Source organism: Acidiphilium iwatense, assembly GCF_021556475.1.
Classification (GTDB): domain Bacteria; phylum Pseudomonadota; class Alphaproteobacteria; order Acetobacterales; family Acetobacteraceae; genus Acidiphilium; species Acidiphilium iwatense.
On record NZ_JAKGBZ010000010.1, the window covers coordinates 78,016 to 103,958 of the forward strand.

Annotated in this window: 26 protein-coding genes and 2 tRNA genes; 8 read left to right on the forward strand and 20 right to left on the reverse strand. The window is 63.9% G+C overall.

Annotation, left to right across the window (positions count from 1 at the left end; translation table 11 throughout):
• Positions 1-30 precede the first annotated feature (30 nt).
• From L2A60_RS07220 to L2A60_RS07250, 7 genes are all read right to left on the reverse strand, one after another.
• Positions 31-702: a hypothetical protein gene (locus tag L2A60_RS07220; RefSeq protein ID WP_235703701.1), complete on the reverse strand. Its 672-nt coding sequence runs from the start codon at positions 700-702 to the stop codon at positions 31-33.
• A 50-nt stretch (positions 703-752) separates the two neighbouring features.
• Positions 753-1,829, reverse strand: a complete 1,077-nt coding sequence (gene darG / locus L2A60_RS07225) for a type II toxin-antitoxin system antitoxin DNA ADP-ribosyl glycohydrolase DarG (RefSeq protein ID WP_235703702.1) — start codon at positions 1,827-1,829, stop codon at positions 753-755.
• Positions 1,826-2,473 (reverse strand): type II toxin-antitoxin system toxin DNA ADP-ribosyl transferase DarT, encoded by a 648-nt coding sequence (gene darT / locus L2A60_RS07230; protein WP_235703703.1) that lies wholly within the window; start codon positions 2,471-2,473, stop codon positions 1,826-1,828. The genes darG and darT overlap by 4 nt, the downstream gene beginning before the upstream one ends.
• Before the next feature lie 40 nt (positions 2,474-2,513).
• Entirely contained in the window at positions 2,514-3,248 is a 735-nt protein-coding gene (locus L2A60_RS07235; RefSeq protein ID WP_235703704.1) for a hypothetical protein, read from the reverse strand.
• Between the two features lie 77 nt (positions 3,249-3,325).
• The gene (gene recA / locus L2A60_RS07240) at positions 3,326-4,366 is read right to left on the reverse strand and encodes a recombinase RecA (RefSeq protein ID WP_235703705.1); all 1,041 of its coding nucleotides are present in this window, start codon (positions 4,364-4,366) and stop codon (positions 3,326-3,328) included.
• 168 nt (positions 4,367-4,534) lie between these two features.
• Positions 4,535-5,662 carry an aldose epimerase family protein gene (locus tag L2A60_RS07245; protein ID WP_235703706.1) on the reverse strand — a complete coding sequence of 376 codons (1,128 nt, stop codon included), beginning with the start codon at positions 5,660-5,662 and terminating at the stop codon, positions 4,535-4,537.
• A gap of 9 nt (positions 5,663-5,671) precedes the next feature.
• Entirely contained in the window at positions 5,672-7,327 is a 1,656-nt protein-coding gene (locus L2A60_RS07250) for an acyl-CoA dehydrogenase family protein (protein ID WP_235703707.1), read from the reverse strand.
• 59 nt (positions 7,328-7,386) lie between these two features.
• On the opposite strand from L2A60_RS07250, the gene L2A60_RS07255 reads away from it, so the two are divergent.
• The 5 genes from L2A60_RS07255 (at position 7,387) to L2A60_RS07275 (ending at position 9,357) form a co-directional block, all read left to right on the forward strand.
• Positions 7,387-7,460 (forward strand) — tRNA-Gly (locus L2A60_RS07255).
• A gap of 107 nt (positions 7,461-7,567) precedes the next feature.
• A tRNA-Trp gene (locus tag L2A60_RS07260) sits at positions 7,568-7,644 on the forward strand.
• A gap of 71 nt (positions 7,645-7,715) precedes the next feature.
• Complete coding sequence (gene secE, locus L2A60_RS07265) at positions 7,716-7,910, forward strand: preprotein translocase subunit SecE (RefSeq protein WP_316044757.1); 195 nt, start codon at positions 7,716-7,718, stop codon at positions 7,908-7,910.
• A gap of 9 nt (positions 7,911-7,919) precedes the next feature.
• The gene (gene nusG / locus L2A60_RS07270; protein WP_235703709.1) at positions 7,920-8,450 is read left to right on the forward strand and encodes a transcription termination/antitermination protein NusG; all 531 of its coding nucleotides are present in this window, start codon (positions 7,920-7,922) and stop codon (positions 8,448-8,450) included.
• A gap of 7 nt (positions 8,451-8,457) precedes the next feature.
• Positions 8,458-9,357 (forward strand): alpha/beta fold hydrolase, encoded by a 900-nt coding sequence (locus L2A60_RS07275; protein ID WP_235703710.1) that lies wholly within the window; start codon positions 8,458-8,460, stop codon positions 9,355-9,357.
• A gap of 2 nt (positions 9,358-9,359) precedes the next feature.
• Here the strand turns inward: L2A60_RS07275 and L2A60_RS07280 are convergent, their stop codons facing one another.
• Positions 9,360-9,785 carry a MaoC family dehydratase gene (locus tag L2A60_RS07280; RefSeq protein ID WP_235703711.1) on the reverse strand — a complete coding sequence of 142 codons (426 nt, stop codon included), beginning with the start codon at positions 9,783-9,785 and terminating at the stop codon, positions 9,360-9,362.
• Positions 9,786-10,261: 476 nt separating this feature from the next.
• Between L2A60_RS07280 and galU the strand changes: the two genes are divergently transcribed.
• Together galU and pgmG are read left to right on the forward strand one after the other, a co-directional pair.
• On the forward strand, positions 10,262-11,140 hold the full coding sequence (gene galU, locus L2A60_RS07285; RefSeq protein ID WP_235703712.1) for a UTP--glucose-1-phosphate uridylyltransferase GalU: 879 nt from the start codon (positions 10,262-10,264) through the stop codon (positions 11,138-11,140).
• Positions 11,133-12,551 (forward strand): phosphoglucomutase/phosphomannomutase PgmG, encoded by a 1,419-nt coding sequence (pgmG, locus tag L2A60_RS07290; protein WP_235703713.1) that lies wholly within the window; start codon positions 11,133-11,135, stop codon positions 12,549-12,551. Before galU ends, pgmG begins: the two co-directional genes overlap by 8 nt.
• A gap of 6 nt (positions 12,552-12,557) precedes the next feature.
• Here pgmG and L2A60_RS07295 read toward each other — a convergent pair whose 3' ends face one another.
• Genes L2A60_RS07295 through murJ form a run of 7 tightly spaced genes read right to left on the reverse strand, consistent with a single transcriptional unit; the run spans position 12,558 to position 20,737 of the window.
• A complete protein-coding gene (locus L2A60_RS07295; protein WP_235703714.1) occupies positions 12,558-13,535 on the reverse strand; it encodes an ABC transporter ATP-binding protein in 978 nt (325 codons plus the stop codon).
• Complete coding sequence (locus tag L2A60_RS07300; RefSeq protein ID WP_235703715.1) at positions 13,532-14,536, reverse strand: ABC transporter ATP-binding protein; 1,005 nt, start codon at positions 14,534-14,536, stop codon at positions 13,532-13,534. The genes L2A60_RS07295 and L2A60_RS07300 overlap by 4 nt, the downstream gene beginning before the upstream one ends.
• On the reverse strand, positions 14,533-15,507 hold the full coding sequence (locus L2A60_RS07305; protein ID WP_235703716.1) for an ABC transporter permease: 975 nt from the start codon (positions 15,505-15,507) through the stop codon (positions 14,533-14,535). The genes L2A60_RS07300 and L2A60_RS07305 overlap by 4 nt, the downstream gene beginning before the upstream one ends.
• Before the next feature lie 3 nt (positions 15,508-15,510).
• On the reverse strand, positions 15,511-16,533 hold the full coding sequence (locus L2A60_RS07310; RefSeq protein WP_235703717.1) for an ABC transporter permease: 1,023 nt from the start codon (positions 16,531-16,533) through the stop codon (positions 15,511-15,513).
• On the reverse strand, positions 16,530-18,176 hold the full coding sequence (locus tag L2A60_RS07315; RefSeq protein WP_235703718.1) for an ABC transporter substrate-binding protein: 1,647 nt from the start codon (positions 18,174-18,176) through the stop codon (positions 16,530-16,532). The genes L2A60_RS07310 and L2A60_RS07315 overlap by 4 nt, the downstream gene beginning before the upstream one ends.
• Positions 18,173-19,174 carry a tryptophan--tRNA ligase gene (gene trpS / locus L2A60_RS07320; RefSeq protein ID WP_235703719.1) on the reverse strand — a complete coding sequence of 334 codons (1,002 nt, stop codon included), beginning with the start codon at positions 19,172-19,174 and terminating at the stop codon, positions 18,173-18,175. The genes L2A60_RS07315 and trpS overlap by 4 nt, the downstream gene beginning before the upstream one ends.
• A 9-nt stretch (positions 19,175-19,183) precedes the next feature.
• The gene (gene murJ / locus L2A60_RS07325; RefSeq protein WP_235703720.1) at positions 19,184-20,737 is read right to left on the reverse strand and encodes a murein biosynthesis integral membrane protein MurJ; all 1,554 of its coding nucleotides are present in this window, start codon (positions 20,735-20,737) and stop codon (positions 19,184-19,186) included.
• 75 nt (positions 20,738-20,812) lie between these two features.
• Here murJ and L2A60_RS07330 point away from each other — a divergent pair, with 75 nt between their 5' ends.
• Complete coding sequence (locus L2A60_RS07330; protein ID WP_235703721.1) at positions 20,813-21,484, forward strand: tyrosine-protein phosphatase; 672 nt, start codon at positions 20,813-20,815, stop codon at positions 21,482-21,484.
• 3 nt (positions 21,485-21,487) lie between these two features.
• Here the strand turns inward: L2A60_RS07330 and L2A60_RS07335 are convergent, their stop codons facing one another.
• From L2A60_RS07335 to L2A60_RS07355, 5 genes are all read right to left on the reverse strand, one after another.
• Positions 21,488-21,940: a DUF4167 domain-containing protein gene (locus L2A60_RS07335; protein WP_235703722.1), complete on the reverse strand. Its 453-nt coding sequence runs from the start codon at positions 21,938-21,940 to the stop codon at positions 21,488-21,490.
• A 260-nt stretch (positions 21,941-22,200) separates the two neighbouring features.
• Complete coding sequence (gene prmC / locus L2A60_RS07340; RefSeq protein WP_235703723.1) at positions 22,201-23,034, reverse strand: peptide chain release factor N(5)-glutamine methyltransferase; 834 nt, start codon at positions 23,032-23,034, stop codon at positions 22,201-22,203.
• Positions 23,031-24,086 (reverse strand): peptide chain release factor 1, encoded by a 1,056-nt coding sequence (gene prfA, locus L2A60_RS07345; protein ID WP_235703724.1) that lies wholly within the window; start codon positions 24,084-24,086, stop codon positions 23,031-23,033. The genes prmC and prfA overlap by 4 nt, the downstream gene beginning before the upstream one ends.
• Positions 24,083-25,318: a histidine--tRNA ligase gene (gene hisS, locus L2A60_RS07350; protein WP_235703725.1), complete on the reverse strand. Its 1,236-nt coding sequence runs from the start codon at positions 25,316-25,318 to the stop codon at positions 24,083-24,085. Before hisS ends, prfA begins: the two co-directional genes overlap by 4 nt.
• 16 nt (positions 25,319-25,334) lie before the next feature.
• Entirely contained in the window at positions 25,335-25,937 is a 603-nt protein-coding gene (locus L2A60_RS07355) for an NYN domain-containing protein (protein WP_235703726.1), read from the reverse strand.
• Positions 25,938-25,943 lie beyond the last annotated feature (6 nt).

The window sequence follows — 25,943 nt, forward strand, 5'->3', positions numbered from 1 at the left end:
ATGAGCCGAGGTGCGGCCAGGGCCGGGCGATCAGGGTGGGGCGCGCGCCAGGGTGCGGTAAAGCAAGGGTTGGGCGGCGCGTCCGGGTTGGACTGGCGCGTGAATGGATGGCGGAACCCGCCGGGCGGGCGCCGATCCGGCGCCGGCGGTTTCCGGCGGTTCGGGCGGAGTTGCGCAAGGTTCCGGCGATCCGAGGGGTCGCTGGAAACGCAACGGAGGGGCGGCGGGTCTGGCCGGCTTCACGATGCGCAGGCAGGGCGGCAGGCGAAGGCCGACGGCGCGGCACAGGGGGCGAAGCAGGCGGCCGAAGCGGGGATCGGCTTCGATCATGACGGCGACCGCCGGATCGCTGAAGAAAAAGCGAAGCTGCGATGCGGCCACCCTGGCTTCCGGCACCGGAGCGAGCAGCCAGCCGAAGCGGCGCGGCAGGCTGAGCGGCACGGGCTTCGGCGATGGTATCTCGGGTGATGCGGGCGCGGGTTGGGGTTCCCGCTTCTGTGCCGCGCGGCGCTGAAGCGGGGTGACACGGCGGGGCGCGTTCGCCAGCGCCTTGAAGCGGACGGCGATATGGCGCAGGCGGGTCCAGAGCAGGATGGTCAGCAGCGGCGATGCGAACGCGCCCTTGACGCCCCAGGTGGCGACGGCCTGGCAGAGATACTCGATGATGCCGGCGAAGCGGGCGGAGGGTGTGGCCGCGTTCATGACCGGAACAAGACCATGAACCCAGGGGGGTGGGCAAGGGCGATTGTATTTTACGAGGCGGCGGCTCGAACGGTTCGCAGGTGCTCGACCGCCACGTCCACATGATGCCGGGTGAAAATTCTGGCCTTGCGTTCGGCCGCGCCCTCGGGGCCCGGCCAGGACGCCATGGCGGCCATCATGGCATTCACGTCCAAGGCCACGCCCGATTGGCGGTTGAGCCAGTCGACCGTCGCGAGAAGTTCGAGGCCATGAGGGGACTGGAAGCCGTCGATGATTTCGGTGGCTTCATCGAGGGCGGGCCGATAGGGGCTGGCTTTGGGCGAGGTGAGATAGGCGCCGATCCTGTCCTGCCGATCATGCCTGAAGCGGATCGGATCGAAGGGCCGCGCGTCCGCGACCCGCCGTTCGCACGTCAGATAGCTGCCATCCAGACTGTCCAGCAGGTGCCGGAGCCGGTCCGAATAAGGGCCATAGCGATTGGCGGCAAAGTCGTCGGCGATCGGGTTGGGCAGGTTCAGGCGCCGGATGGCGCCGGTCAGGAACCAAGCCAGCTTCTGGGCTTCGAGGATCGAGCAATCGAAGCCCAGGATCTCATAGCGGCGGATCATCTCCGCCATCAATGCGCGCGCGGGCGTCAGTTTCTCGACACCGTGGCGCCTGACGACATTCTGATAGGCGCCAGTCGGCTCATAGACGGCGATCTCGCAATCGAGATCGCCCAGCGCATTGGCGATCAGGGGTTTGACATCGCCCCAATCGAGTCCGCCATTGCCGGCGCCCAGCGGTGGGATCGCGATGGAACGGATACCCCGTGCCTCGATCTCTTCCCTGAGTGCAACGAGACCTTGCCTGATCCATTCGAGACGGGACGGATGGCGCCAATGTTTTTTTGTCGCGAAATTGATGATGAAGCGCGGGCCGAGCATGTCATGCCGTTCGGTGACGAACAGGCCGCCAGGGGCGAGTTGGCCCGCCTTGCTGGCGGTTTCGTAGGCCCGGAAGTTCTCGGGGTAATTCTCCTTGAACATCAGTGCGATGCCCTTGCCGCTGACGCCGACCGTGTTGACGGTGTTGACCAGCGCATCGACATCGGCGGCGAGCAGATTGCCCTGGGTGTAGCGGATCATGAGAAATACCACTCCGGACGAACAACCACCTTGAGCGCCAGACCCACGGCGCGGACCTGTGTCTCGATCGTGTGTCTTACCGTTTCCGAAACGCAGCCGATGCCCAGAAGCGCGTTCGGCGGAACGTGCCGGTGGGCGAGAGCTTCGGCCTGATAGCGCTCCTTCTTGTCTGGATAGCGATCGTCGCGGGCAAAATCGTGCCGGCGGAGGATATCCCAGTCGATCATCGCGGCCAGATCGGCGGGCTTGCCGCTCCAGGTGGCCGTCGCCGTATAGGCGTGGCGATCGGTGAACAGCATGGGCACTCCATTATCGCTCATGGTCCGACAGGACGAGACCAGAATCGCTATATCCTTATCCGGGCGGTGGACAATACCATTATATCCCGTCTTGATGTTCAGCAGCATCGGTGATTTCGGGGTGAAATAGAAGGGAACATAATCGGCCAGCGTACCGCCCGGAGGGATCGGTACCGGGCGGCGGGCGCGTGCGCCGATCAAATCCGGGTTGCCGATCGCCACGAAATTCGGATCAGAGGCGGCGCCGTTGGTGCAATGAAGGCCGTTCGCCAACAGCCATGGCAGATTGGCGACATGGGTGATGCGGAACAGGAGGCCGCGCTCGGGGGTCAGGTCAAGCGCCATCGCTCAGCCATGCGTCGTGCGGGGCCGGGGCCGTTGCCCGTCATATCAGCAGTTTAATCGGCAGCGCGACGATCGAGGAAAACCTCTGCGCCACGAAATCGAAGCTGATCTGGCATTCGATGCCGCAGCGGCCGATATGCTCAAGCCATGTCTTGCCGATGGCTTCGGTGTCCGGGTGTTTCATGTTTCTCAGCAGGGAACCGGTCGCAAAAATCCGGGACTTGAGCTGGTACCCGTTGGCGACTTCTTCGGTGATGTAATTCACCATCCGCTCCCATTGCGACTTGTACCGGGGCTGGTGCATCGACTCGCCGAATTCGAACAGGATGTTATCGCCAAGGAACGGGTGCGACCGAATTCCAATGACCGCATTGGCGTTTTTCATAAAGGCGATATTCTCGTCCAGCCCGTCCATATGAACGAGCCATTTGTCGTCCTTGTAGCAAAGATAGTCGAAGCCCATGAGTTCCCCGATCGCCCACGGATCGGCTTTCGGGATTTTGGCCTGGGTGGCGGAGGCGACGGGATCGTCGCTGATGGCGAGATCGATGAACACCGGCGTCCAGCCGGCGGCGGCGGTTTCTTCCAGAATCTCATAATTGTTCGAGATGAAAAAATGGGGATAGCGTGGATCGACCGGCGTCGGATTGGCGGTCTTGGCGCTGGAGGGGCCGCAGAATATCGAATAGATTGCAAGATTATCCATCGTTCCCCCGCTGCGGCTAAACCTGACCGAAGCCGGGCGCATTGTATGGACGCGGGCGGCGCCGGGCAAGCCGCGCCGGCGACGGCGGGCGGCGCCATGGATTGCTTCGGCCGCGTTGCGGCCTCGCAATGACAGGAGCGAAAATATTATTCGGCGGCTTCGGCGGCCTCGGTTTCGGAAGGATCGACCATCAGCGCCTTTTCCACCACCAGAGCCTGATCGCGGATGCGCGCCTCGATCGCGGCGGCGACATCCGGGTGCTCGCGCAGGAACTGCTTGGCGTTCTCGCGGCCCTGGCCGACGCGCTGGCTGTCGTAGCTGAACCACGCGCCGGATTTCTCGACGATGCCCGCCTTCACCCCGAGATCGATCAGCTCGCCGACCTTGGAAATCCCCTCGCCATACATGATGTCGAACTCGACCTGGCGGAACGGCGGCGCCAGCTTGTTCTTGACCACCTTCACCCGAGTCTGGTTGCCGGTGACCTCCTCGCGGTCCTTGATCGCGCCGATCCGGCGGATTTCCATGCGGATCGAGGCGTAGAATTTCAGCGCATTGCCGCCCGTCGTGGTTTCCGGGTTGCCGAACATCACGCCGATTTTCAGGCGGATCTGATTGAGGAAGATCATCATGGTTTTCGAGCGCGAGATCGATCCGGTCAGCTTGCGCAGTGCCTGGCTCATCAGCCTTGCGTGCAGGCCGACATGGCTGTCGCCCATTTCGCCTTCGAGTTCGGCGCGCGGCACCAGTGCGGCAACGCTGTCGATCACCAGCACGTCGATCGCGCCCGAGCGCACCAGCGTATCGGCGATTTCCAGCCCCTGTTCGCCGGTATCCGGCTGGGAAATCAGCAGGTTATCGACATCGACGCCCAGCTTGCGGGCATAGATCGGGTCGAGCGCGTGCTCCGCGTCGATGAAGGCGCAGGTGCCGCCGCGTTTCTGCGCCTCGGCGATCGCGTGCAGCGCCAAGGTGGTCTTGCCCGAGGATTCCGGCCCGTAAATCTCGATCACCCGGCCGCGCGGAAACCCGCCGATGCCCAAAGCGAGGTCGAGCCCGAGCGAGCCCGACGGGATGGTGTCGACTTCCTCGCTGCCGGGCCGCGCACCCATGCGCATGATCGAGCCCTTGCCGAAAGCACGCTCGATCTGCGCGAGGGCGGCGTCGAGAGCCTTGTTCTTTTCCATCGTGAAACTCCTCAAGCGTGTATTATTAGCCGGGACGCAACCTAAAGGCGAAATCACTTTAGCGACGGCCGAGCGACTCGTCGAGCATGAGTTTCGCATGAAGAGAACAGAACAGCAACGCGATTGGAAAGGATTTATTAATAATTCGTTCCCACTCTGTTCGCATTTTTACGAACTCACCCCAAACCGCCAGATCGTGGTTGACCGAAATTCCACCCCCGGATCGAGTCGCGTCGAGGGAAATTGGGGCTGGTTCGGCGAATCAGGAAAATGCTGGGTTTCGAACGCGAAACCGTCGCCCTGCCGATAGAGCGCGCCGCCCGAGCCGATGATGGTGCCGTCCAGCTTGTTGCCGGTGTAGAACTGCACGCCGGGTTCGGTGGTTTCGATCGCCAAGGTTCGCCCCGAGACCGGATCATGCGCCCGCGCCGCGAGTCCGAGCGCACCCTCCGGCTTGTCCAACACATAGCAATGGTCGTAACCGCCGGCGAGGGCGAGCTGCTCGAAGCCGGCGCGGATGTCGGCCCCGATCCGCTTGCCGGCGCGAAAATCCATCGGCGTGCCGTCCACCTTCTCGATCGCGCCGGTTGGAATCTGTCCAGCGTCGGTAGGAAGGTAACGGCCCGCGTAAATCGTCGCGACATGATCGAGCGCCGATCCCGCGCCATTGCCGGCGAGGTTGAAATAGCAATGGCTGGTCGGATTGAGCACGGTCGCGCGTCCTTCGACCCGCGCCGCATAGTCGATCCGCAGCGCATTCGCCTCGTCCAGCGTGTAGGTAACTTCCAGAGTAAGGGTGCCCGGAAACCCGTTATCGCCGTCCGCGCTGACAAGGCGCAGGGTCGCGGCATTCGGCCCGGCAGAAACCACATCCCAGATCCGGTGGCTGAAATTGGGTGTCGCCCCCCCTTCGTTGCGCTTCCCGCGATCCTTCGGATCGCCGGAACCTTGCACAACTCCGCCCGCCATGCCGCCATGCAGCGTGTTCGGGCCATTATTGGCCGCGAGATGGCAGGGCTCGCCATCCAGAATGAAGCGCGCGCCGGCGATCCGATTGGCATAGCGTCCCACCAGCGCGCCGAAATACGGGCTGCGCGTCTCGTAATCGGCGATATTCCGGCAGCCGAGCGCCACATTGGCGAAACTGCCCGCCCGATCGGGCACCGAAATCTCGGTGAGCGTCCCGCCATAATCGAGGAAACGGACGACCATCCCGCTCGCGTTGCGCAGGGTGTATTGGCGCACGAGCGCGCCTGCGCTGGTCTCGCCATAGGACGCGGCGTCGATATCAGACATCAAAAACTCCTAACCAACTGGAATTACGGCAGATCGATCGAGAATCGCGGCCAGGTCGATCCCGTCGGGCAAGGCCCCGAACGCCAGGCCGGGGCGCGCGATTCGCGCGCGGATGAAGGCTTCGGCAACCGGCGCCGGGGCGTGGCGGAGCAGCAGGGCGGCGGCGAAGGCAAGGGCGGCATGTTCGACGATCCGCCGCGCCTCGGTCTCGATGGCATGGGGTTTCGCCAGCGCGTCGCCGATGCCGGAGATCAGCGCGTCGAGCGCCGTATCCACCCCGCGCGCCGGGGCCAGTTCCACCATCAAAACGTCGGCCGCACCCTGGGTTCGGGTCAGCGCGCGCAGCACGTCGAGGCAGATGACGTTGCCCGCCCCCTCCCACACGCCGTTCAGCGGCGCCTCGCGATACAGCCGGGCGATCGGGTGATCCTCGATGAAGCCGTTGCCGCCATGGCACTCCAGCGCCTCGGCGACCAGAGCGGGGGCGCGCTTGCAGTTCCAGTATTTGGCGACCGGCACGATCACCCGCGCCAGCGCCGCCTCGGCCGCGTCATGCGGCGCGGCATCGACGGCGGCGGCGGCGCGCATCGCGAGCCACAAAGCCGCCTCCGCCTCCAGCGCCAGGTCGGCGAGCACCGCGCGCATCATCGGCTGGTCGATCAGCGCTTTCTGGAACGCATGGCGGCGGCTTGCGTGGAACATCGCGAGGCTGGTTGCGTGACGCATCAGGGATGCCCCGCCGATCGCGCATTCCAGCCGGGTCAGATGCGCCATCTCGATGATCGTGGCGATGCCGCGCCCATCCTCGCCCACCATTTCGGCGTCGAGATCGTGGAACTCGACCTCGGAGGACGCGTTCGAGCGGTTGCCGCATTTCTCCTTGAGCCGCTGGATTTCCACACCGTTGCGCGATCCGTCGTCGCGCCAGCCCTGGGCCAGAAAACAGCTCACTCCGGCATCGGTGCGCGCCAAAGTGAGAAACAGATCGCTGGTCGGCACCGAGAAAAACCATTTATGGCCGGTCAGCGCCCAGCGCCCGTTGCCCGAACGGCGCGCCGTCGTCTGGGTCTGGCGCAGATCGGAGCCGCCCTGCTTCTCGGTCATCGCCATGCCGACGCTCAGCGCCGATTTTGCGCCCGGCGGCAACGGGCGCGGATCATACTCCGATGACAGAATGCCGGCGCGGAACCGGCCAAGCAATTCCGGCGCATGGCGCAAGGCACCGAGGGAAGCGAAGGTCATCGCCTCCGGGCAGCACACGCCCGGCTCGCCCTGACCCCAGAGATAAGCGATACCGGCGCGGGCAACCTGCGCGCCAGAATTTTGTGCCGTCCAGCCAAGCGAATGATATTCCGACCCCCGGATCAGCCCCATCAGTTCATGCCAAGCCGGATGGTATGCAACCTCGTCGATCCGGTTGCCGAAACGGTCGAACGCCCGCAATTCCGGGACATAGCGATTGGCGTCACGCGCGAGGTCGCGCAGTCGCGCCGAGCCGATCACCGCGCCGCATGCGGCAAATTTCTGCTCCGCCCAACCGGCGCCGAGCGCCGAAATCGCCTCGCTGAAGGCGCGATCTTCGGTATAGGCATTGTAGTCCGGCGGTTCGCCCGCCTGATTATAGACGTCGTGCGTACTGACCATATCGTCAATGTAGTCACCCATTGCCGATTTGTCTCGCCGGCTTGAACCAGCGAGGCGCGCGGCCTATACGCGGGGGCGGTGCGGGTGTAGCTCAACGGTAGAGTCCCAGCCTTCCAAGCTGGTTGTGCGGGTTCGATTCCCGTCACCCGCTCCAAGGCTCCGTGCAGGTCCCATGGTTTCGCGGTCGCACTTGACAGCGGAGCCCGCGCGTTGTGCAAGGCGGGCGGATGCGCGCGCGCGCCGTCGGCGACCTGTCTCCGCAGGGGTGTAGCTCAATTGGCTAGAGCGCCGGTCTCCAAAACCGGAGGCTGGGGGTTCGAGACCCTCCACCCCTGCCAGAAACCTGTCGCGCCGGGCGCGGGCGCGCGTGATGCGGAAACCGTGAAGTTATCGATGGAGCATGTCGAAATTGGCGTTCAATCCGGCGAAATTCCTGAGCGACGTGCGCAGCGAGGCGGCCAAGACGACCTGGCCCTCGCGCAAGGAAACATTGGTCACCACGGGTGTCGTCCTCGCGATGGTCGCGCTGACGATCGTGTTTTTTCTGGTGGTGGATCAGGTGATCGGCCTCGGTATGCGAGTGCTGTTCGGCCTCGGGGGTTGAGATAGAATAATGGCTAAGCGCTGGTATGTCCTGCACGTCTATTCGGGGTTCGAGAAGAAAATCGCGGCCCAGATCACCGAAACCGCCGCGCAGAAAGGGCTGTCGGATCAGATCGAGCAGGTGATGGTGCCCACCGAGGAGGTGGTCGAGATCCGCCGCGCGCAGAAGGTCAACGCGGAACGCAAATTCTTCCCCGGCTACGTGCTGGTGAAAATGGAAATGACCGACGATGCTTGGCATCTGGTCCGCGACATCCCGAAAGTCACCGGTTTCCTTGGTACCAAGATCCGCCCCACCCCGATTTCCGACGCCGAGGCCGAGCGCATGATGCGCCAGGTCCAGGAAGGCACCGAGCATCGCCGCCCGGCGGTGGTGTTCGAGATCGGCGAACAGGTGCGCGTGGCCGATGGCCCGTTCACCAGCTTCAACGGCGTGGTCGAGGATGTGGACGAGGAAAAGGGCAGGGTGAAGGTCTCGGTCTCGATTTTCGGCCGCTCCACCCCGGTCGAACTCGAATACGGGCAGGTCGAGAAGGTCTGATCCGGTCGTGGCGCCCGGCATCGAAACGATCCGGGTCGCCGCCAACGGTCTCGAATTCGCGGTCGATACGTGCGGCGACGGGCGGAAGCTCGCTCTCTGCCTGCACGGTTTCCCGGAAAGCCGGTTTTCCTGGCGCTATCAACTGCCGATGCTGGCATCGCTCGGCTACACCGCCTGGGCGCCCGATCTGCGCGGCTATGGCGAGAGCGCGCGGCCGAAGGGCGTCGCCGCCTACCGGATTTCCGAACTGCTCAAGGATGTCGCCGGCCTGATCGACGCGGCGCGCGCCCGCGGCATCGACGGCGAAATCGTGCTGATCGGCCATGACTGGGGCGGCGCGCTGGGCTGGTTCTTCGTGCTCAACGCGGTGCGCCCGATCGACCGGTTCATCGTGATGAATCTGCCGCACCCCTACCTGTTTGGGCGCGGGCTGCGCACCTGGCGGCAATTGCGCCGCTCCTGGTATATTTTCTTCTTCCAGTTGCCGGTTCTGCCTGAACGCCTGCTCGCCGCCGACAATGCGGCGCGGATCGCCCGCACGTTTCGCGGCATGGCGGTGGATAAATCCCGTTTCCCGGATGCGGTGCTCGATGTCTATCGCCGCAACGCGCTTATCCCCGGTGCACTGACCGCGATGATCAACTGGTATCGCGCCAATTTCCGCAATCCGTTCCGCAATCTTGCTTCAGCCAGGCACCTCGCGGTGCCGACCCTGATGCTGTGGGGCGAGCGCGATTCGGCGCTGGGGCGCGAACTGACCATCGGCACCGAGGCATTGGTCGAGAATTTCACCCTCCGCTACCTGCCCAACGTGTCGCATTGGGTGCAGCAGGAGGCGCCGGAGGCGGTCAACGCGATGATCGCGGCGTGGCTTACCGGGAAGCCCGTGCCGGAGTATTCGCCCTAAAATCAAGCGGTTTCGAGGAGAACGCCCTTGCTGGTGCCCTCAAGTGCAATCACGCCGGTATCGAGCAGCGTCAGCGTGCCCGCGCACGCGACGATGGTGCCGAGGTCGGGCTTCGGCTCGATCTCCGTAATGGTCCAGCGGATCAGGGTGCGCGCCTCCATCGGCACGGCACGGCGGAAGCGGAAGCTGAATTCCAGCCCGACCGTGGGACCGAACTGGGCAAAATGCGTTGCGTTCAGGCCCATCATCCGCGCCGTGGTTTCCGTGCCGCTCGCGATCAGCCTGCCGAACCGCGACGCCGCGGCGTGCGCCGTGTCGTGATGCATCGGGTTGAGATCGCCCGCCATGCGCGCGAATCTCTGCGACGATTCGGTGTCGAACACGTGCTCGGCCTCGAAAACTGCATCGAGCTTCACCATTTCATTCATGGCTAGTGTCCCGATTCGGAAGTTCGTTATCGTCATACCTGGCACCATACGAACTTCCGAATCGAAAGGACACTAGCAAGTGTATGATTCTAGTGTGGTTTATGGTTCTGAAGTTCCTAAAAGCGGCCGCCGCGTGTGTGTAGGAACTTCAGAACCACCACACTAGTGTCCCGATTCGGAAGTTCGTTATCGTCATACCTGGCACCATACGAACTTCCGAATCGAAAGGACACTAGCAAGTGTATGATTCTAGTGTGGTTTATGGTTCTGAAGTTCCTAAAAGCGGCCGCCGCGTGTGTGTAGGAACTTCAGAACCACCACACTAGTTGATTTCCTTGTCACGTCTTCTTGTCCGGCGCGCCACGCCGTGGCACTCACCCGGCCAATGGCGCATCGGAAGGTGCCATAAGGGCAGGATTGCGTCCATTCATTCGGCGGTTCATGCCGGTTGGGGTTTCTGTTTTCAGGGGGATACATTGCCGATCAAGCCTTTGCGCAAAGCGGTCCTGCCGGTCGCCGGCCTCGGCACGCGGTTCCTGCCGGCCACCAAGGCGATCCCGAAGGAAATGCTGCCGGTGGTGGACAAGCCGCTGATCCAATACGCGATCGACGAGGCGCGGGCGGCGGGAATCGAGCAGTTCTGCATGGTCACCGGCCGAGGCAAGACCGCGCTGATCGACCATTTCGACGTCGCTTTCGAACTGGAAGCCACCCTCGCCGAACGCGGCAAGGACCAGGAACTCGGCATGCTGCGCTCCGAGGCGATGGAGCCGGGCTCGATCGTCACGGTGCGCCAGCAGGTGCCGCTCGGCCTCGGCCACGCGATCTGGTGCGCCCGCGCCTTTATCGGCGACGATCCGTTCGCGATTCTGCTGCCCGACGATCTGGTGCTGAGCGACACGTCCTGCCTGAAACAACTGGCCGACGCCTATCGCGAGACCGGTGGCAATGTCGTCGCGGTCGAGGAAGTGCCGATGGAACAGGTTCATCGCTACGGCGTGCTCAAAATGGGCGAAACTCATGGCAACCTCGTGGAGGTGCTCGGCCTGGTCGAAAAGCCCAAGCGCGAGGCCGCCCCCTCCAACCTGTCGATCATCGGCCGCTACGTGCTGCGCCCGGAAGTGATTCAGCACCTCGCGCGGATGGAGCGCGGCGCCGGCAACGAGGTGCAACTCACCGACGCGATGGCGAAAATGATCGGCCACGCGCCATTTTTCGGCCTGAAATTCGAAGGCCGCCGCTTCGATTGCGGCGACAAGGCCGGCTATCTGGAGGCGCAGCTCGCCTTCGGCCTAGCCCGCCCCGATCTCGGCCCCGCGATCCGCAGCTTTCTGAAGGCATATATCGATGCATGACGGCACACGCTTCGCCCATCCGTTCCCCGCAAGCTCGCTGCGCGAATACGATATTCGCGGCATCGTCGGCGAAAGCCTGCACAAGGCGGATGCCTTCGCGATCGGGCGAACCTTCGGCTCGATCGTCGCGCGCAACGGCGGCGTGCGGGTCGCGGTCGGGCGCGACGGCAGGCTCTCCTCACCGGAGCTTTCCACAATACTGATCGAGGGGCTGATGGCCAGCGGCATGGCGGTGACCGATATCGGCTGCGGGCCGACGCCGCTGCTCTATTTCGCCGCGACCACCGAAGCGACCGACGGCGCGGTGATGGTGACCGGCAGCCACAACCCGGCCAGCTATAACGGCTTCAAGATGATGCTCGGCCGCAAACCGTTTTTCGGCGCGCAGATCCAGGAGCTCGGCCGGCTCGCCGCTTCGGGCGACGTGGTGCCCGAAGCCGGGGGTTCGGTTGCCGAAAAGGATGTCAGCGACGCCTATATCGCCCGGCTGTTGCAGGATTGGGATGGCGGCGATCGCATGCTCAACGTGGTGTGGGATTCCGGCAATGGAGCGGCCGGCGATATTCTGCGCCGGCTGGTGAAATCCTTGCCGGGCAAGCATACCGTCCTGAATGGGGAGATCGACGGGCGCTTTCCCGCGCATCATCCCGACCCGACCGTTCCCAAGAATCTCGAACAACTGGTCGCCGCCGTGCGCAAGCAGGGGGCGGATATCGGCATCGCCTTCGACGGCGATGCGGACCGGATCGGCATCGTCGACGACACCGGCGAAATTCTGTTCGGCGACCAGTTCCTCATCCTGCTCGCGCGCGACGTGCTTGCGGCCAATCCGGGCGCGACCATCATCGCCGATGTGAAGGCGAGCCAGGTGCTGTTCGACCAGATCGCCGCCGCCGGCGGCAAACCGCTGATGTGGAAGACCGGGCACTCGCTCATCAAGTCGAAAATGGCCGAAACCGGCGCGCCGCTCGCCGGTGAGATGTCCGGCCATATCTTCTTCGCCGATCGCTGGTACGGGTTCGACGACGCGCTCTATGCCGCCATCCGGGTGCTGAACGCGGTGATCGGCAGCGGCAAGACGGTGTCCGCCTTCCGCAAGAGCCTGCCGCAGGTGATCAACACGCCGGAGCTTCGCTTCGATTGCCCGGAAGACCGCAAATTCGCGGTGGTGTCGGAGGTCGCCGAGCGGCTGCGCGCCGACGGCGCCAAAGTCTCGGAAACCGACGGCGTGCGCGTCTCGACCGAGGATGGCTGGTGGCTGCTGCGCGCCTCGAATACCCAGGCGGTACTGGTCGCCCGCGCCGAAGCCTCGTCCGATGCCGGCCTCACGCGGCTGAAGGCGACGCTCGCCTCGCAACTCGCCGCCTCCGGCCTTGCACCCGATTTCTCGGGCGCCAACGCGGGTCATTGAAAGGGGCTAAATCCGCGGATGATGGCAGGCGGTCAGCCTGCCGTCAGGGAGCGGCGCTAACGGCGGCTTGGTCGTCGTGCAGATTTCGGTCGCGAATCCGCACCGAGGATGAAACGGGCAGCCCGATGGCGGGTTGGACGGACTCGGCGGGTCGCCGGCCAGAACGATCCGCCGCTTCTCGCGCGCCCGCGCCGGATCGGCGACCGGAACCGCGGAAATCAGCGCCTGGGTATAAGGATGCGCGGGCGAGGCAAGTACCGCCTCGGCCGGACCGAGTTCGACGATCGCGCCGAGATACATCACCGCGACCCGATCGGCGATCTGCCGCACCACGCCGAGATCGTGCGCGATGAACAGGAACGCGAGGCCGCGCGCGCGCTTCAGATCGGCGAGCAGATTGACGATCTGCGCCTGCACCGAAACGTCGAGTGCGGAAACCGGCTCGTCGGCGACGATCAGCTTCGGAGCCAGCGCCAAAGCGCGGGCGATGCCGACCCGCTGGCGCTGGCCGCCGGAAAATTCATGCGGAAACCGATCGAGCTGTTCGGGCCGCAGCCCGACATCGGCGAACAGCGAGGCGACCATATCGCGGATTTCGCCGCTTCTGCCCCGGCCATGCACGATCAGCGGTTCGGCGACGATATCGCGCACTCGCCGGCGCGGATTGAGCGACGCATAAGGGTCCTGGAAAATCATCTGCAATCCGGCGCGGGTTTCGCGCAGGGCTCTGCCGCTCTGCCGCGTGATATCGCGCCCGTCAAATTCGATTTTTCCGCCGCTCGCTTCAAGCAGCCGCGTCACGCAGCGCCCGAGCGTCGATTTGCCGCAGCCGGATTCGCCGACCAGACCAAGCGTCTCTCCCGGTGCGATGGTGAACGACACATCGTCCACCGCGCGCACCACGGTTCTGCCGCGCCGCGACAGCGCGCCGCCGCTGACATAATGTTTGGACAATCCTTCGACGCACAGCAGGGGAGTGTTCATGCCGCAAGCGCCTGGTCACGCGCACCGGCGCGCTCGGCGGCGGGAATGATGCAGGCGGCGCGGTGCCCGGCCTCGCCGATCAGCGGCGGACGCACCGCGCATTCGGCGCGCGCGAAGCCGCAACGCGGCGCGAAGGCGCAGCCCTTTGGTCGCCGGTCCAGTGCTGGCGGCAGGCCGGGGATCGTCGCCAGCCGCGCGCGGCGCGCGCCGCCGAGTTCCGGCATCGACCCAAGCAGCCCCCAGGTATAGGGATGGCGCGGATCGGCGAACAACGCCGCGGTCGAAGCCGTCTCGATGATCCGCCCGGAATACATCACCGCGACCCGGTCCGCGGTCTCGGCGACGACGCCGAGATTATGGGTGATGAGTATCACCGCCGAACCGAAATCGTCCCGCAACCTGCGGATCAGATCGAGAATCTGCGCCTGCACCGTCACATCGAGCGCGGTGGTCGGCTCGTCGGCGAGCAGCAGCGCCGGATTGCACGACAGCGCCATGGCGATCACCGCGCGCTGGCGCTGCCCGCCGGACAATTCCTGCGGATAACGCCCCGCCGCGCGCGCCGGATCGGGCAGGCCGACCGCGTCGAGCAGTTCCACCGCGCGCGCCCGCGCTCCATGGCGCGACAGCCCGGTATGGATGCGGATCTGCTCCATGATCTGCGCGCCGATGGTGTGAACCGGCGTCAGCGCCGTCATCGGGTCCTGAAAGATCATCGCGATCGCGCCGCCTCGCAGCCGCCGCAGCACATCGGGGCTTTGGCCAACCAGTTCCGCGCCCCTGAAGCGGATCGAGCCGCTGACGATGGCGTTGGGGTCGCCGATCAGATCGAGAATCGCGAGAACCGTCAGGCTCTTGCCCGAACCCGACTCGCCGACGATGCCGAGGATTTCCCGTTCCGCGACATCGAACGACACGCCATCGACCGCGCGCGCCACCCCGTCGCGGGTGCGGAACGCCACCGCGAGATCGCGCACCGACAGCAGACCAACAGCGCTCATCGCCGCACCCTCATGCGCGGATCGAACGCGGCATAGACGATATCCACCGCCGCGTTCGAGACGACCACGAAGACCGATGCGTAGATCACCGTCGCCATGATCATCGGCAAATCCAGCGTCTCCAGCGCCTGATAGGTGAGATAACCCACGCCCTGCAGGCCGAACACCACTTCGGTCAGTAGCGCGCCGCCGCCGACCAGAACTCCGAAATCGAGGCCGAACAGCGTCACCACGCTGACCAGCGAGCAGCGCAGCGCGTGGCGCAGCAGCACCTGCCGTTCGGACAATCCCTTGGCGCGCGCGGTGCGGATGAAATCCTCCTGCATCGTCTCGATCAGGGCGGCGCGGAGCACCCGCGCATAGAGCCCGATATACAGAATCGCCAGGGTGATCCAGGGAATCACCAGAGCCTTGAACCAGCCGAGCGGCGATCGCGAGAACGGGATATAGCCAAGCGGCGGCACCCAGGAAAACAGCCAGGTGTGATGATATGCGCCCTGAGTGATCAGGTTCGCCATGGTCCCGACCCAGAACACCGGCATCGAGATGCCGATGAGCGACAGCACCATCAGCAGCCGGTCGATCCAGCCGCCGCGAAAGGCGGCGGCGAGGGCGCCGATCAAAATCGCGAAGCCGATCCAGATCACCGCCGCTCCGCTCACCAGCGACAAGGTTACCGGCGCCGCCTTGAACACCTGCGGCACCACTTTCTCGCCGAGATTGACGAACGAGGTGAGGTTCCGCGTCACGAACAGCTTCTTCATCATCAGTGCGTATTGCACGGGCAAAGGCCGGTTCAGGCCAAACTGTTTTTCGACCCGTGCGATGGTCTGCGGCGACGCATCCTTGCCAGCGATGCGCGCGGCCGGATTGGCGCCGGGGGTCGCGAAGAAAATCAGGAACACCAGAACCGAAATGCCGAACAGCACCGCGATCATGTGCGCCAGCCGGCGAAGAACCGTGCCCGCCATCGGTCAGTTTCTCAGCTTCGCGCGCGGATCGAGCGCATCGCGCAATCCGTCGCCGAGAATATTCAGCGCGAGCACGGTGATGACGATGGCCAGCCCCGGTGCGATGGCGACGATCGGGCGGGTGTAGATCAGGCTTTCGCCGTTATGGATGATGGTGCCCCAGCTCGCGGCCGGCGGCTGCACCCCGATCGACAGAAACGACAGTGCCGCCTCGGTCAGCATGTCGAGTGCCACGATCAGCGGTGCGAACACGACCAGCGATGAAATGACATTGGGCAGGATGTCGAACCACAAAATGCGCCATGACGGCGCGCCGATCCCGATCGCGGCAAGCACGTATTCGCTCTGCCGCAGCCCGAGCACGAGGCCGCGCACCGGCCGCGCGACATAGGGCACGTAGATCACCCCGATAATGGTGATCGGCAAGGCAAGGCTGGACGCATCGAGCCGGATCGGGCCGATATCGATGCCGTGCGCGATCAGCACGACCGACAGCGAAATCGCCAGCAGGAATACCGGAAACGCCCAGAGCGCGTCGAGCAGCCAGGAAATCGCCCGGTCAGTCCAGCCGCCGAAAAAACCGGCGAGAATGCCGGTAAGCGCCGCGAGCACAAGGCAGATCACGGCGGCGGCGAAGGAAACCAGCAGCGAATTTCGCCCGCCATAGAGCATGCGCGCGGCCACGTCGCGTCCCTGTCCGTCCGCACCGAGCATATACGGGCCGAGTTTCCAGCTCGGGCCGATCGGCTCGACGCCGAGCCGTAACGGATTATGCGCCGCCCCCAGAACCTCGACCATTTTGCCGTGCCGCAAAACGGTGCCGGAAAGATTCGATTCGAACGGATTGGTATGGGCGATATCGCGCGCATAGAGGGGAGCCGCTGCGCAGAGCAGAATGATCACGATCAGCGTCGTGAGCGCTGTCATCGCGGCACCGTCGCGCCGCAATTTGCGCATCGCCGTCGCCCAGTAACCCGGCGCGGGCGGGGCGATATCGTCGATCCGTAATTCGGTTGCCTGGCTCATTTGATCACCGCGAGCTGGGGCAAAAAGAAATACTCGCCGCTGAACCGGAAATGCCTGAGCCGCGCCGAGACGAAATCGAGCCGGTTCACCGAAAGCAGGCTGGCGACCACCGCGCGCCTGGTGATCTGGCGATCGACATGCGCCCAGATCGCGTCGCCCGCACGGGGATGTTTCAGCGAAATGAGCTCTGCGTGCGCCATCTCCGCATCGATCGCGGGGTCGCAGAAACCCGAGATGTTGATCGAATTGTCCGAACCTTTCTTGAACGATTTACAGGAAAACAGCACGTTCAGAAAATCCGATGGCGCGGGATAATCCTGCGCCCAGTCGGTTATCGAAATCTGCACGTTGTTATTGGAATTCTGGATATAGGTGAACTGGAGATCGGGCGAGATCGGCTTGACGCTCGCCTTGAAGCCCAGCCTGTTCAGCACGCCCTGAAGATAGACGCCGAGTTGCCGGTACGGCGATTGAATCTGGGTCACCACCGTTACCTTCTGGCCGATCATGCCGGATTTCTGCATGTAATGGCGGGCGCGCTTCCAATCGGGGGCCGACCAGTCCGCCCCAGGATTGCGGGTGAACGGACAATAGGGGACATAGCCCGGCATCTGCGGCGGCAGGATCTGGCAGGACGGGGTCGCGAGCGCATTGCCGCCGGACAGTTTCACAGCCGATTCCCGGTTCACTGCGTAATTCACCGCGAGCCGCGCATATTTGTTGTTGAACGGCGGAATGTTCACGTTCATCGGCGCATAGAAAAACCAGTTCACCGGCGTGATATGGATCTGCTTGGTGTAGTGGGTCGCCATCTGGTTCAGCCGGTCGGCCGGGGCGTTTTCATACATCCAGTCATATTGGCCGTTTTCCACCGCGGTCACCTGCGCCTCGGCGGACAGCCCGAACCGGTAGAGAATGCGGTTCGGAAATCCCTTCGGCTGGGCGATCGCGCTCCATTGATGAAAATGAGGATTGCGCACCATCACGATTCCGTTAGACGGATCGTAGCTTTTCACCATATAGGCGCCGGTTCCCGGAATCGGCATCGTTCCCATGTCGCGATCCGGCGTGTCGGCCGGCAGAATCGAGCCGAAGGGAACCGCGAGCTGGTCAAGAAACTCGGCATCGGGGTGGCGCAAATGAAATGTCACGGTGTTCGTCGCGGGATCGGCGATCAGGCCGGGCAGGGTGCAATGGCCGGGATGGGCAAGGCAGCGCCGCCCGCCGACGATCACGTCATACCAGGTGCCGGCATTCGGACTGTTCACCTTGAACAGCCGGCGGAACGAATGCACGACCGCCTGCACGGTCACCGGCGCGCCGTTGGAAAATTCAATGCCATGGCGCAGATGAAACACGTAGGTCGTGCCATGATCGGTCGGTTTCGGCAGGTTGGTCGCAAGATCGGGCACGACCTCGATCGAACCGGGACCGCCCACCTTCGCGAAGGTGACCAGCCCGTCATACATTGCCTGGTAGATTTCCGCATAACGCAGCGTGTAGTTGATCTGCGGATCGAACGACCCCGAAGCCGCTGTGGTTACGAGGCGCAGCGTTCCGCCGTATTCCGGGGTGTTGGTGGCGGCGCGCGCCGTGGCGAGGCTCGCGCCGAGGAGTAGAAATATCGCGAGGATTCGCCTCATCGCGCCGGCAGCAGCCCGACGATGCGCTCCGCCTCGCGAACGATCGGCTCCGCGATCGCCGCCGCCCGCGCGGCACCATCCTGCAGGATTCGCTCGATCGTGCCAGGGTCGGCGGCGAGCCGTGCGGCCTCCGCGCCGATCGGCGTGATCTTTGCGACGATCAGCTCGGTCAACCTCTCCTTGAACGTGCCGAAACCCTGGCCGCCATGGTCGCGCAGCACGTCGGCCACACGAGCGTCAGCCAAAGCCGCGTAGATGCCGACCAGATTGCGCGCCTCCGGCCGGCCGTCCAGATTCTCGGCGGACTCCGGCAAGGGCTCGGGATCGGTCTTGGCGCGGCGGATCTTCTGCGCGATCGTATCGGCGTCGTCGGTCAGGTTGATCCGGCTCTGATCGGACGCATCGGATTTCGACATCTTCTTCGTCCCGTCCCGCAAACTCATGATCCGCGCGGTCGTGCCGATGATACGCGGTGTGATCGTCGGAAAGAACGCGATGCCGTAATCGTGATTGAATTTCTGCGCGATATCGTTGGCAAGTTCCAGATGCTGGCTCTGATCCTCGCCCACCGGCACTTCGGTCGCGTGATAGGTCAGAATATCGGCGGCCATCAGGTTCGGGTAGACGAACAGCCCGGTCGAGACGTTTTCCCGATCCTTGCCCGCCTTGTCCTTGAACTGGGTCATCCGGCCGAGCCAGCCGAACCGGGCGACGCAATTGAAAATCCAGGCGAGCCGCGCATGAGCGTGAACCGCCGATTGATGAAACAAAATACTGTGAACCGGGTCGATGCCGCAAGCAATGAGAAGGGCTGCGTTAGTGCGGGTCTGCGCGCGCAAGGCGTCCGGCTCCTGCCAGACCGTGATCGCATGAAGATCGACCAGGCAATAGATGCTCTCGTTGCCCTCCTGCAACGCCGCCCAGTTCTGAATGGCGCCGAGATAATTGCCGAGATGCGCGATGCCGGTAGGCTGGATGCCCGAAAAAATGCGTGCCATGGTCCTCTATCAGCCGGCTTGCGCGGCCGGGTCAAGCGGGGGCGGGCGGCGCAGCAGGATGCGCAGTTCGTCCACCCGAAATGCCCCGATCGCCAGCCCGACCAGCGCGAAGATCGCGGTTCCGCCGGCAACCAGCAGAACCAGGCCGAGCGGCGCGGGCCATCCCATGACACCCGCCCCGCGCAACAGCAAAAGCCCGGCGGCCATCACGGCGCATGCGATCGCGATTCGCGCGATCCGGCCGGTCAATCGCGCATCGGCGATGAAATCGCCGCGTTTCGCCAGCAGAAACGCCAGCATCCCCACATTGAACCAGGCGGCGATGCTGGTGGACAGCGCAATGCCCACCTGCTGGAGCGGATGCATCAGGGCGAGATTGAACCCGAGATTGATCGCGACCGCGCCGATGCCGATTTTCACCGGCGTTTTCGTATCGCCCCGCGCGAAAAACCCCGGCGTGAACAGCTTCACCAGCACGAAAGCCGGCAGACCGGCGGCATAGGCTGCCAATGCCGCCGCACTGCGTGCCGCATCGGCGCCGGAAAAAGCGCCATGGGCGAACAGGGTCCGCATGATCGGCAGGCCGATCGCGCCGAGTGCCGCCGCACCCGGCAGGGTGAGCAGCAGCCCGAACTCGATCGCGCGGTTGAGCGTGCCACGCGCGGCCTCGGTCTCGCCGCGCCGGAACTGCCGCGACAGGCTGGGCAGAAGCGCCGTCGCCAGTGCCGCGCCGATCACGCCGAGCGGCAGCTGGTTCACCCGGTCGGCATAGTACAGAACCGAAACCGTGCCGTTCGGCAGCAGCGAGGCGATGATGGTATCGACCGTCAGATTGATCTGCGTCACCCCGGCGCCGATCAGTCCGGGGCCGAGCCGGCGCAGCACGATCCGCGCCCCCGGCGTCAGGCGCGGGCGGTGCAGCCGCAGCGGCACGCCGGCGCGCGCCATCGCCCGGCCGAGCAGAGCGAATTGCACGATCCCCGAAAGCGCGACGCCATAGGCCAACGCCTCCGGCACGCGCTGGCCCGCGCGGTGCAGAACGAACAATGCCCCGATGATACAGATATTGAACAGAATCGGCGCGGCTGAGGCCGTCGTGAATCGACCGCGCGCGTTCAGCACCCCGGCGAACAAGGCGCACAGGCAGATCAGCCAGAGATAGGGAAAGGTGATGCGCGACAGCCGCACCGCCAGCGCGAATTTCGCGGGTTCCGCACGAAATCCCGGCGCCAGCGCATCGAGCAGGACCGGCATGAACACCATGCCGAGCAGCATCAGCGCGAACAGCCCGATCACCATGATCGAGGCGATCTCCTCGGCAAGGCGCCGCGCCGGGACGTCGCCTTCATGCGCGAGCGTGCCGGCATAGGCTGGAATGAACGCCGCGCTGAACGCCCCCTCGCCGAACAGGCGGCGAAACAGGTTGGGCAGGCGAAGGGCGACGAAAAACGCATCCGCCGCCGGACCGGCGCCGAGCATCGCCGCGATCAATATGTCGCGCAGGAAGCCGAGAACCCGGCTCCCCATCGTCCAGGCGCCAACGGTCAGCGCATTGCGGATCATCGGCCTGCTCTAGCCCGACGCACGCGCGGTTTCCAGCCGCTCGATTGGCGGACGCGGTTCTGCTAGTGAGCCGCCATGGACACGATCTATCGCGGCGATCTTTCGACCCAGGCCGGGCGCCGCAACGCGTGGCTCGACGCGCTGTTCGTCGATCATGCGGTGCTGCGTCTCGGCTGGACCAATTTCGCCACGGTCGCACCGGGGGCTTTGTATCGCTCGAACCATCCGGTGCCGTTCCAACTCGCGCGGTTCACCCGCAAGGCGGGGCTGCGCACGGTCATCAACCTGCGCGGTCAATGTCGCAACGGGTCCGATGCGCTGTCGCGCGACGCGGCATCCCGGCTCGGGCTCGATTTCTTCGACATGGCGCTGGACTCGCGCGGCGCCCCGCAGCGCGACCGTATTCTCCGGCTCGCCGAAATCTATCGCACCATGAACCGCCCGGCACTGATTCACTGCAAATCCGGGGCCGATCGCGCCGGCATCGCCGCCGCGCTGTTCATCCTGGTCGAAGGCGGAACCGTCGCCGAGGCGCGGCGCCAACTCAGCCTGCGGTTCGGCCATATCAGGCAGTCGAACACCGGCATTCTTGATGCGTTTCTTGACGCCTACGAAAAAGACGGCGAGGGTCGCAAGGCGTTTCTCGACTGGGTCGCCCAGGATTACGACGAACAGGCCCTGCGCGCGCGGTTTTCGTCGTGGTCGTTCGCGCGCTTCGTCAACGACAGGCTGCTTGCGCGCGAGTAATGGTTACGCTTCCGGCGGCACCGCGCTGATCGGAATTTCCCTGGGCTCGATCGGCGGTTGATCGCCGATTCCGGCCGCGGCGGCAGGAAAATCGCCGTCGTTCTGGTCTTCGGCCGTTTCGCGGCGTCCATTGATGTGGCCGTTCTGCCCCTGTGCGTGGCCGCCGTGCTGGCCGCCATGAACACCTTGAGCCTGATTCATCGCGGTGATGATGCGGAAATAGTGCTCGGCATACTGGAAATAGCTTTCCGCCAGCACCCGGTCGCCACCACTCGAAGCATCGCGGCCCATTTGCTGGTATTTGTCGAACAGTTGCTGCGCCGTGCCGCGCACGCGCTGCTCCGGTCCATTGCTGTCGAATACGTGATTGCGATTGAGTGGCGCGCCACTCTGGAAGTTGCGGAAATTACCGCCACCGCCCCGGTTGTTGCGCCCGCGCATACGTTTGATATTCATCGAAATCGGTCATCCTGTTAAAGTGCGGCCAGGAACGCGGCGGGTCGTAAACCCTCCCAATCGTCCCGAACAAGTCGCTAATGGCACAAGAAGGCATGCGCATTTAAGCGGAATCTACCCATGTGCCGCCCTTGGTTTTGCAAGGGAGTGCAGGTGAATTGTCAGGATTTATCCAAACGGGAGGACTTAATCCATAACCTTGACCCGCTTTTGGTAAATAGCGCCGAATGGCCGATTCACCAAATGGTTTTTTTGTCATTCTATGTGGTTCTGGTCATGACGATTGCGCGGGGCACACCTGCGAGATCTGCGTGGCCATCGGTTTCAAGCGCGCAGGTACGGGCTAACGCGGCAATCTCGTCATACTGACCTGCCCCGGATTCGACGATCGCGATTCCGCCCGGCGCCATCTGGCCGGGTAGTGCCGCGATGATCCGCCGATAGGCGTCAAGCCCGTCCGGTCCGCCGTCGAGCGCCAATACCGGCTCATGCCTGGTCACTTCGGGCATCAGCGAGGCGATGTCATTGCTGCGAATATAAGGCGGGTTCGCCAGGATGAGATCGAACTGTCCAGCGAGCGCGTCGCCCCAGTCGCCGGCGAAGAACGCGGTCCGATCGGCAAGGCCGAGACGGGCGGCATTATCGCGCGCGAGCGAGGTGGCGGCCGGCACGCGATCGACGCCGATTCCGAAGGCGCCGGGAAATTCGACGAGAGCGGCGAGCAGAAGCGCGCCGGTGCCGGTGCCGAGATCAAGAATCCGGCGCACCCGCACCCGGTCGGGGCAATGGCGCAGCGCTGCCTCGATCAGGGTTTCGGTATCCGGGCGTGGAATCAGGGTTGCGGGCGAAACCGCGAGATCGAGGCTCCAGAACTCGCGATGCCCGGTGATATAGGCCAGTGGTTCGCGGGCCGCCCGCCGCGCCGCGAACGCCAAACCCGCACCATCCGGCACCGCATCGCGGCTCCAGAGCGCGCCGACGTCGCACCCCAGCGCATGAGCCAGAATCAGCCGCGCCTCGCGCCGTGCGCCGGGAATGCCGGCAGCCTCCAGCATCGCCGCGATTCGCGCGATCGCTTCGCCGAGGGGAATCATGTCGTCGCGGCGAGGCGGGCCGCCTGATCTTCCTCGGTCAGCGCATCGATGATCTCGTCGAATTCGCCCTGCATCACCCGGTCGAGCTTGTAGAGCGTGAGATTGATGCGATGGTCGGTCACCCGGCCTTGCGGAAAATTATAGGTACGAATCCGTTCCGAACGATCGCCGGTGCCGACCTGTGATTTCCGGTCGGCCGCCCGGTCGGCGGCATTGCGCGCGCGCGATTGCTCGTAAAGCCGGGCACGCAAAATCTTCATCGCCTTCGCGCGGTTCTTGTGCTGGCTGCGTTCTTCCTGCATCGCCACGACGATTCCCGTCGGAATATGCGTGATGCGCACGGCGCTTTCGGTTTTGTTCACGTGCTGGCCGCCGGCGCCCGACGCGCGATAGACGTCGATCCTGAGATCAGAGTCGGCGATATCGACATCGACCTCTTCGGCTTCGGGCAGCACCGCGACGGTGATGGTCGAGGTGTGAATTCGGCCTTGCGCCTCGGTGGCCGGTACGCGTTGCACCCGGTGCACGCCGCTCTCGTATTTCAGCCGCGCGAAAACCGAGCGTCCATTGATCTCGGCGATGCCTTCCTTCAGGCCGCCCAGTTCGGTTTCGGTATAGTCGAGACTCTCGAAGCGCCAGCCGCGCTGATCGGCATAACGCCGATAGGCGCCGAACAACTCGGCGGCGAACAATGCCGCCTCGTCGCCGCCGGCGGCGGGGCGGATTTCCAGAATTGCGGCACGATCGTCGGCTTCATCGCGCGGCAGGAGGGCGAGGCTGATTTCGCGCTCCAGAACCGGAAGCCGCTCGCGCAATTCGGCGAGTTCCGCATCGGCGAGTTCTCGCAATTCGGGGTCGGCGCGTGCCGCCTCCGCTTCCGCACGGGCACGTTCGGCCTCTCGAAAGGCGATGACCCTCTCTTCGAGCGTTTCGATTTCGGCGAGTTCGCGCGAGGCCGCGACGAAGGCTTCCCCGCTGAGCCCGGAGGCGAGCATCGCGCGCAATTCGGCGGCGCGTTCGACGATCCGGTCGAGTTTGCCGGCCAGACTCATCGCAACAGGGCGGCGAGATCGCCGATCGCGACCTCGCGCTGCGTGCCGTCATCGAGAAATTTCACCGCAACCGCATCGCGCGCCAGCTCATCTTCGCCGATGATGATGGCGGCACGGGCATGAATGCGATTTGCCCGCTCCATCCGGCGTTTGACATTGCCGCGATAGGCCATTTCGGCGGCGATGCCGGCATTGCGCAGGCGGTTCAGAATGCCGAGGGCTGCCGGATATTGCGCCTCACCCATCGGGATGACCGCGATCATGCTGGCTGCTTCAGGCACATCGGCGAGCAGCATGGCGAGGCGTTCGATGCCCGCGCCCCAGCCGATTCCGGGAATCGACGGTCCGCCCATCTGTTCCATCAGCCCGTCGTAACGGCCGCCGCCGAGCACGGTTCCCTGGGCCCCGAGTTCGGTGGTCACGAATTCAAACGCCGTGTGATTGTAATAGTCGAATCCCCGCACGATGCGGGGATTTTCGACGAAAGGGATGCCGAACTGCGCGAGGGCGGACTTCACGCCGTCATAGAACGCCGCCGATTCGGCGTTCAGATGGTCATAGATCACGGGTGCGGCAGCGAGCAGGGCGATGTCGCCGGAATCCTTGGAATCGAGGATGCGCAGCGGATTTCTGGCAAGCCGGGTCCGGCTGTCCGCCGAAAGATCAGCCTCATAACGTGACAAATAATCCACTAACGCTGTGCGATAGGCGTCGCGGCTCGCTTTGTCGCCCAGCGTGTTGATATTGAGAACGGTACCGTCGGCGATGCCGAGCTCGCGCAGAATCTGCCAGCCGCAGGCGATGGCTTCGGCATCGGCCAGCGGTTCGGCGGCGCCGATGATCTCGAAATCGATCTGGTGGAACTGGCGGTAACGGCCTTTTTGCGGCCGCTCGTAGCGGAACATCGGACCCTGAAAGAAGATTTTCTGTGGCAGGGTCTGGGTGAGACCGTTGGAGATCACCGCGCGGCAGATGCCGGCGGTCGCCTCCGGGCGCAGGGTAATGCTCTCGCCGCTCCGGTCTTCGAAAGTATACATCTCCTTGGTCACGACATCGGAGGTTTCGCCCAGCGTACGGGCGAAGACAGCAGTGGATTCGAAAATCGGCGTCGCCCATTCCGATGCACCGTACAGCGCGGTGACGCGGCGCGCGGTATCCACCACGCGGAAATGCCGCCGTGCATCGTCGCCGATCAGGTCGCGGGTGCCGCGCACGGGTTGCAGGGCTTTCATGGTTGACCAGCAATTATCAAGGCAGTGTTACAGAACGAACGAAGTCAACGTGTTGACGTAATTCACCGATCACGCTGCCGCCGGGAAGATCGGCCAGAACAACCTGTAACCCGCACTTGCGAGCGCGTTTGAACGCGGGGATACAATCCGTATCGGCAGTAAAAACGATCAAACGATCAACCGTGCGGGCATCTCCGTACGTCGCGATATCGAGACCGATCCGCATATCCACACCTTTTTGTTCGAAATCCGGCTTGAAATCGGCATCTTTCAGGGTTGCGGGAGCTACCGGTACGGTTTTCGGTACGAATCCGCGAAACTTCAGAATACCCCGCCGGACCGCAAAGAGATTGCGTTCCGCGAGATCGTCGAGCCATGCGCCACTATCTTTGAATTCCTTGAATTCGCCGCTAACGGGAAGCTTCACTTTCCCGTTAAAGGGAGGACAATCGTAATATAAAACCCGCAAAACCTCTTCGGCATCGAAAGCATTCATTTCCTGGCTAATTACGGCAGCTTGAGCCAATCTTTCGATGTAGTCGGGGTTATACGTCTTGCCGGCTTTGCGCACGATCACGCGCGTATATCCGCCATCCATTAGGATCGCTACTTTTTTCATGACGCG

What these genes read in the sequence shown, in the direction of transcription:
- hisS (WP_235703725.1), bottom strand. Translation starts at nt 25,318, where the DNA reads ATGAAAGCCCTGCAACCCGTGCGCGGCACCCGCGACCTGATCGGCGAC.
- nusG (WP_235703709.1), top strand. Translation starts at nt 7,920, where the DNA reads ATGGCTAAGCGCTGGTATGTCCTGCACGTCTATTCGGGGTTCGAGAAG.
- darG (WP_235703702.1), bottom strand. Translation starts at nt 1,829, where the DNA reads ATGATCCGCTACACCCAGGGCAATCTGCTCGCCGCCGATGTCGATGCG.
- trpS (WP_235703719.1), bottom strand. Translation starts at nt 19,174, where the DNA reads ATGGCACGCATTTTTTCGGGCATCCAGCCTACCGGCATCGCGCATCTC.
- L2A60_RS07250 (WP_235703707.1), bottom strand. Translation starts at nt 7,327, where the DNA reads ATGGGTGACTACATTGACGATATGGTCAGTACGCACGACGTCTATAAT.
- L2A60_RS07315 (WP_235703718.1), bottom strand. Translation starts at nt 18,176, where the DNA reads ATGAGGCGAATCCTCGCGATATTTCTACTCCTCGGCGCGAGCCTCGCC.
- L2A60_RS07305 (WP_235703716.1), bottom strand. Translation starts at nt 15,507, where the DNA reads ATGGCGGGCACGGTTCTTCGCCGGCTGGCGCACATGATCGCGGTGCTG.
- L2A60_RS07280 (WP_235703711.1), bottom strand. Translation starts at nt 9,785, where the DNA reads ATGAATGAAATGGTGAAGCTCGATGCAGTTTTCGAGGCCGAGCACGTG.
- L2A60_RS07330 (WP_235703721.1), top strand. Translation starts at nt 20,813, where the DNA reads ATGGACACGATCTATCGCGGCGATCTTTCGACCCAGGCCGGGCGCCGC.
- L2A60_RS07220 (WP_235703701.1), bottom strand. Translation starts at nt 702, where the DNA reads ATGAACGCGGCCACACCCTCCGCCCGCTTCGCCGGCATCATCGAGTAT.
- darT (WP_235703703.1), bottom strand. Translation starts at nt 2,473, where the DNA reads ATGGCGCTTGACCTGACCCCCGAGCGCGGCCTCCTGTTCCGCATCACC.
- L2A60_RS07245 (WP_235703706.1), bottom strand. Translation starts at nt 5,662, where the DNA reads ATGTCTGATATCGACGCCGCGTCCTATGGCGAGACCAGCGCAGGCGCG.
- prmC (WP_235703723.1), bottom strand. Translation starts at nt 23,034, where the DNA reads ATGATTCCCCTCGGCGAAGCGATCGCGCGAATCGCGGCGATGCTGGAG.
- L2A60_RS07335 (WP_235703722.1), bottom strand. Translation starts at nt 21,940, where the DNA reads ATGAATATCAAACGTATGCGCGGGCGCAACAACCGGGGCGGTGGCGGT.
- pgmG (WP_235703713.1), top strand. Translation starts at nt 11,133, where the DNA reads ATGCATGACGGCACACGCTTCGCCCATCCGTTCCCCGCAAGCTCGCTG.
- L2A60_RS07310 (WP_235703717.1), bottom strand. Translation starts at nt 16,533, where the DNA reads ATGAGCCAGGCAACCGAATTACGGATCGACGATATCGCCCCGCCCGCG.
- murJ (WP_235703720.1), bottom strand. Translation starts at nt 20,737, where the DNA reads ATGATCCGCAATGCGCTGACCGTTGGCGCCTGGACGATGGGGAGCCGG.
- L2A60_RS07300 (WP_235703715.1), bottom strand. Translation starts at nt 14,536, where the DNA reads ATGAGCGCTGTTGGTCTGCTGTCGGTGCGCGATCTCGCGGTGGCGTTC.
- prfA (WP_235703724.1), bottom strand. Translation starts at nt 24,086, where the DNA reads ATGAGTCTGGCCGGCAAACTCGACCGGATCGTCGAACGCGCCGCCGAA.
- L2A60_RS07295 (WP_235703714.1), bottom strand. Translation starts at nt 13,535, where the DNA reads ATGAACACTCCCCTGCTGTGCGTCGAAGGATTGTCCAAACATTATGTC.
- L2A60_RS07355 (WP_235703726.1), bottom strand. Translation starts at nt 25,937, where the DNA reads ATGAAAAAAGTAGCGATCCTAATGGATGGCGGATATACGCGCGTGATC.
- recA (WP_235703705.1), bottom strand. Translation starts at nt 4,366, where the DNA reads ATGGAAAAGAACAAGGCTCTCGACGCCGCCCTCGCGCAGATCGAGCGT.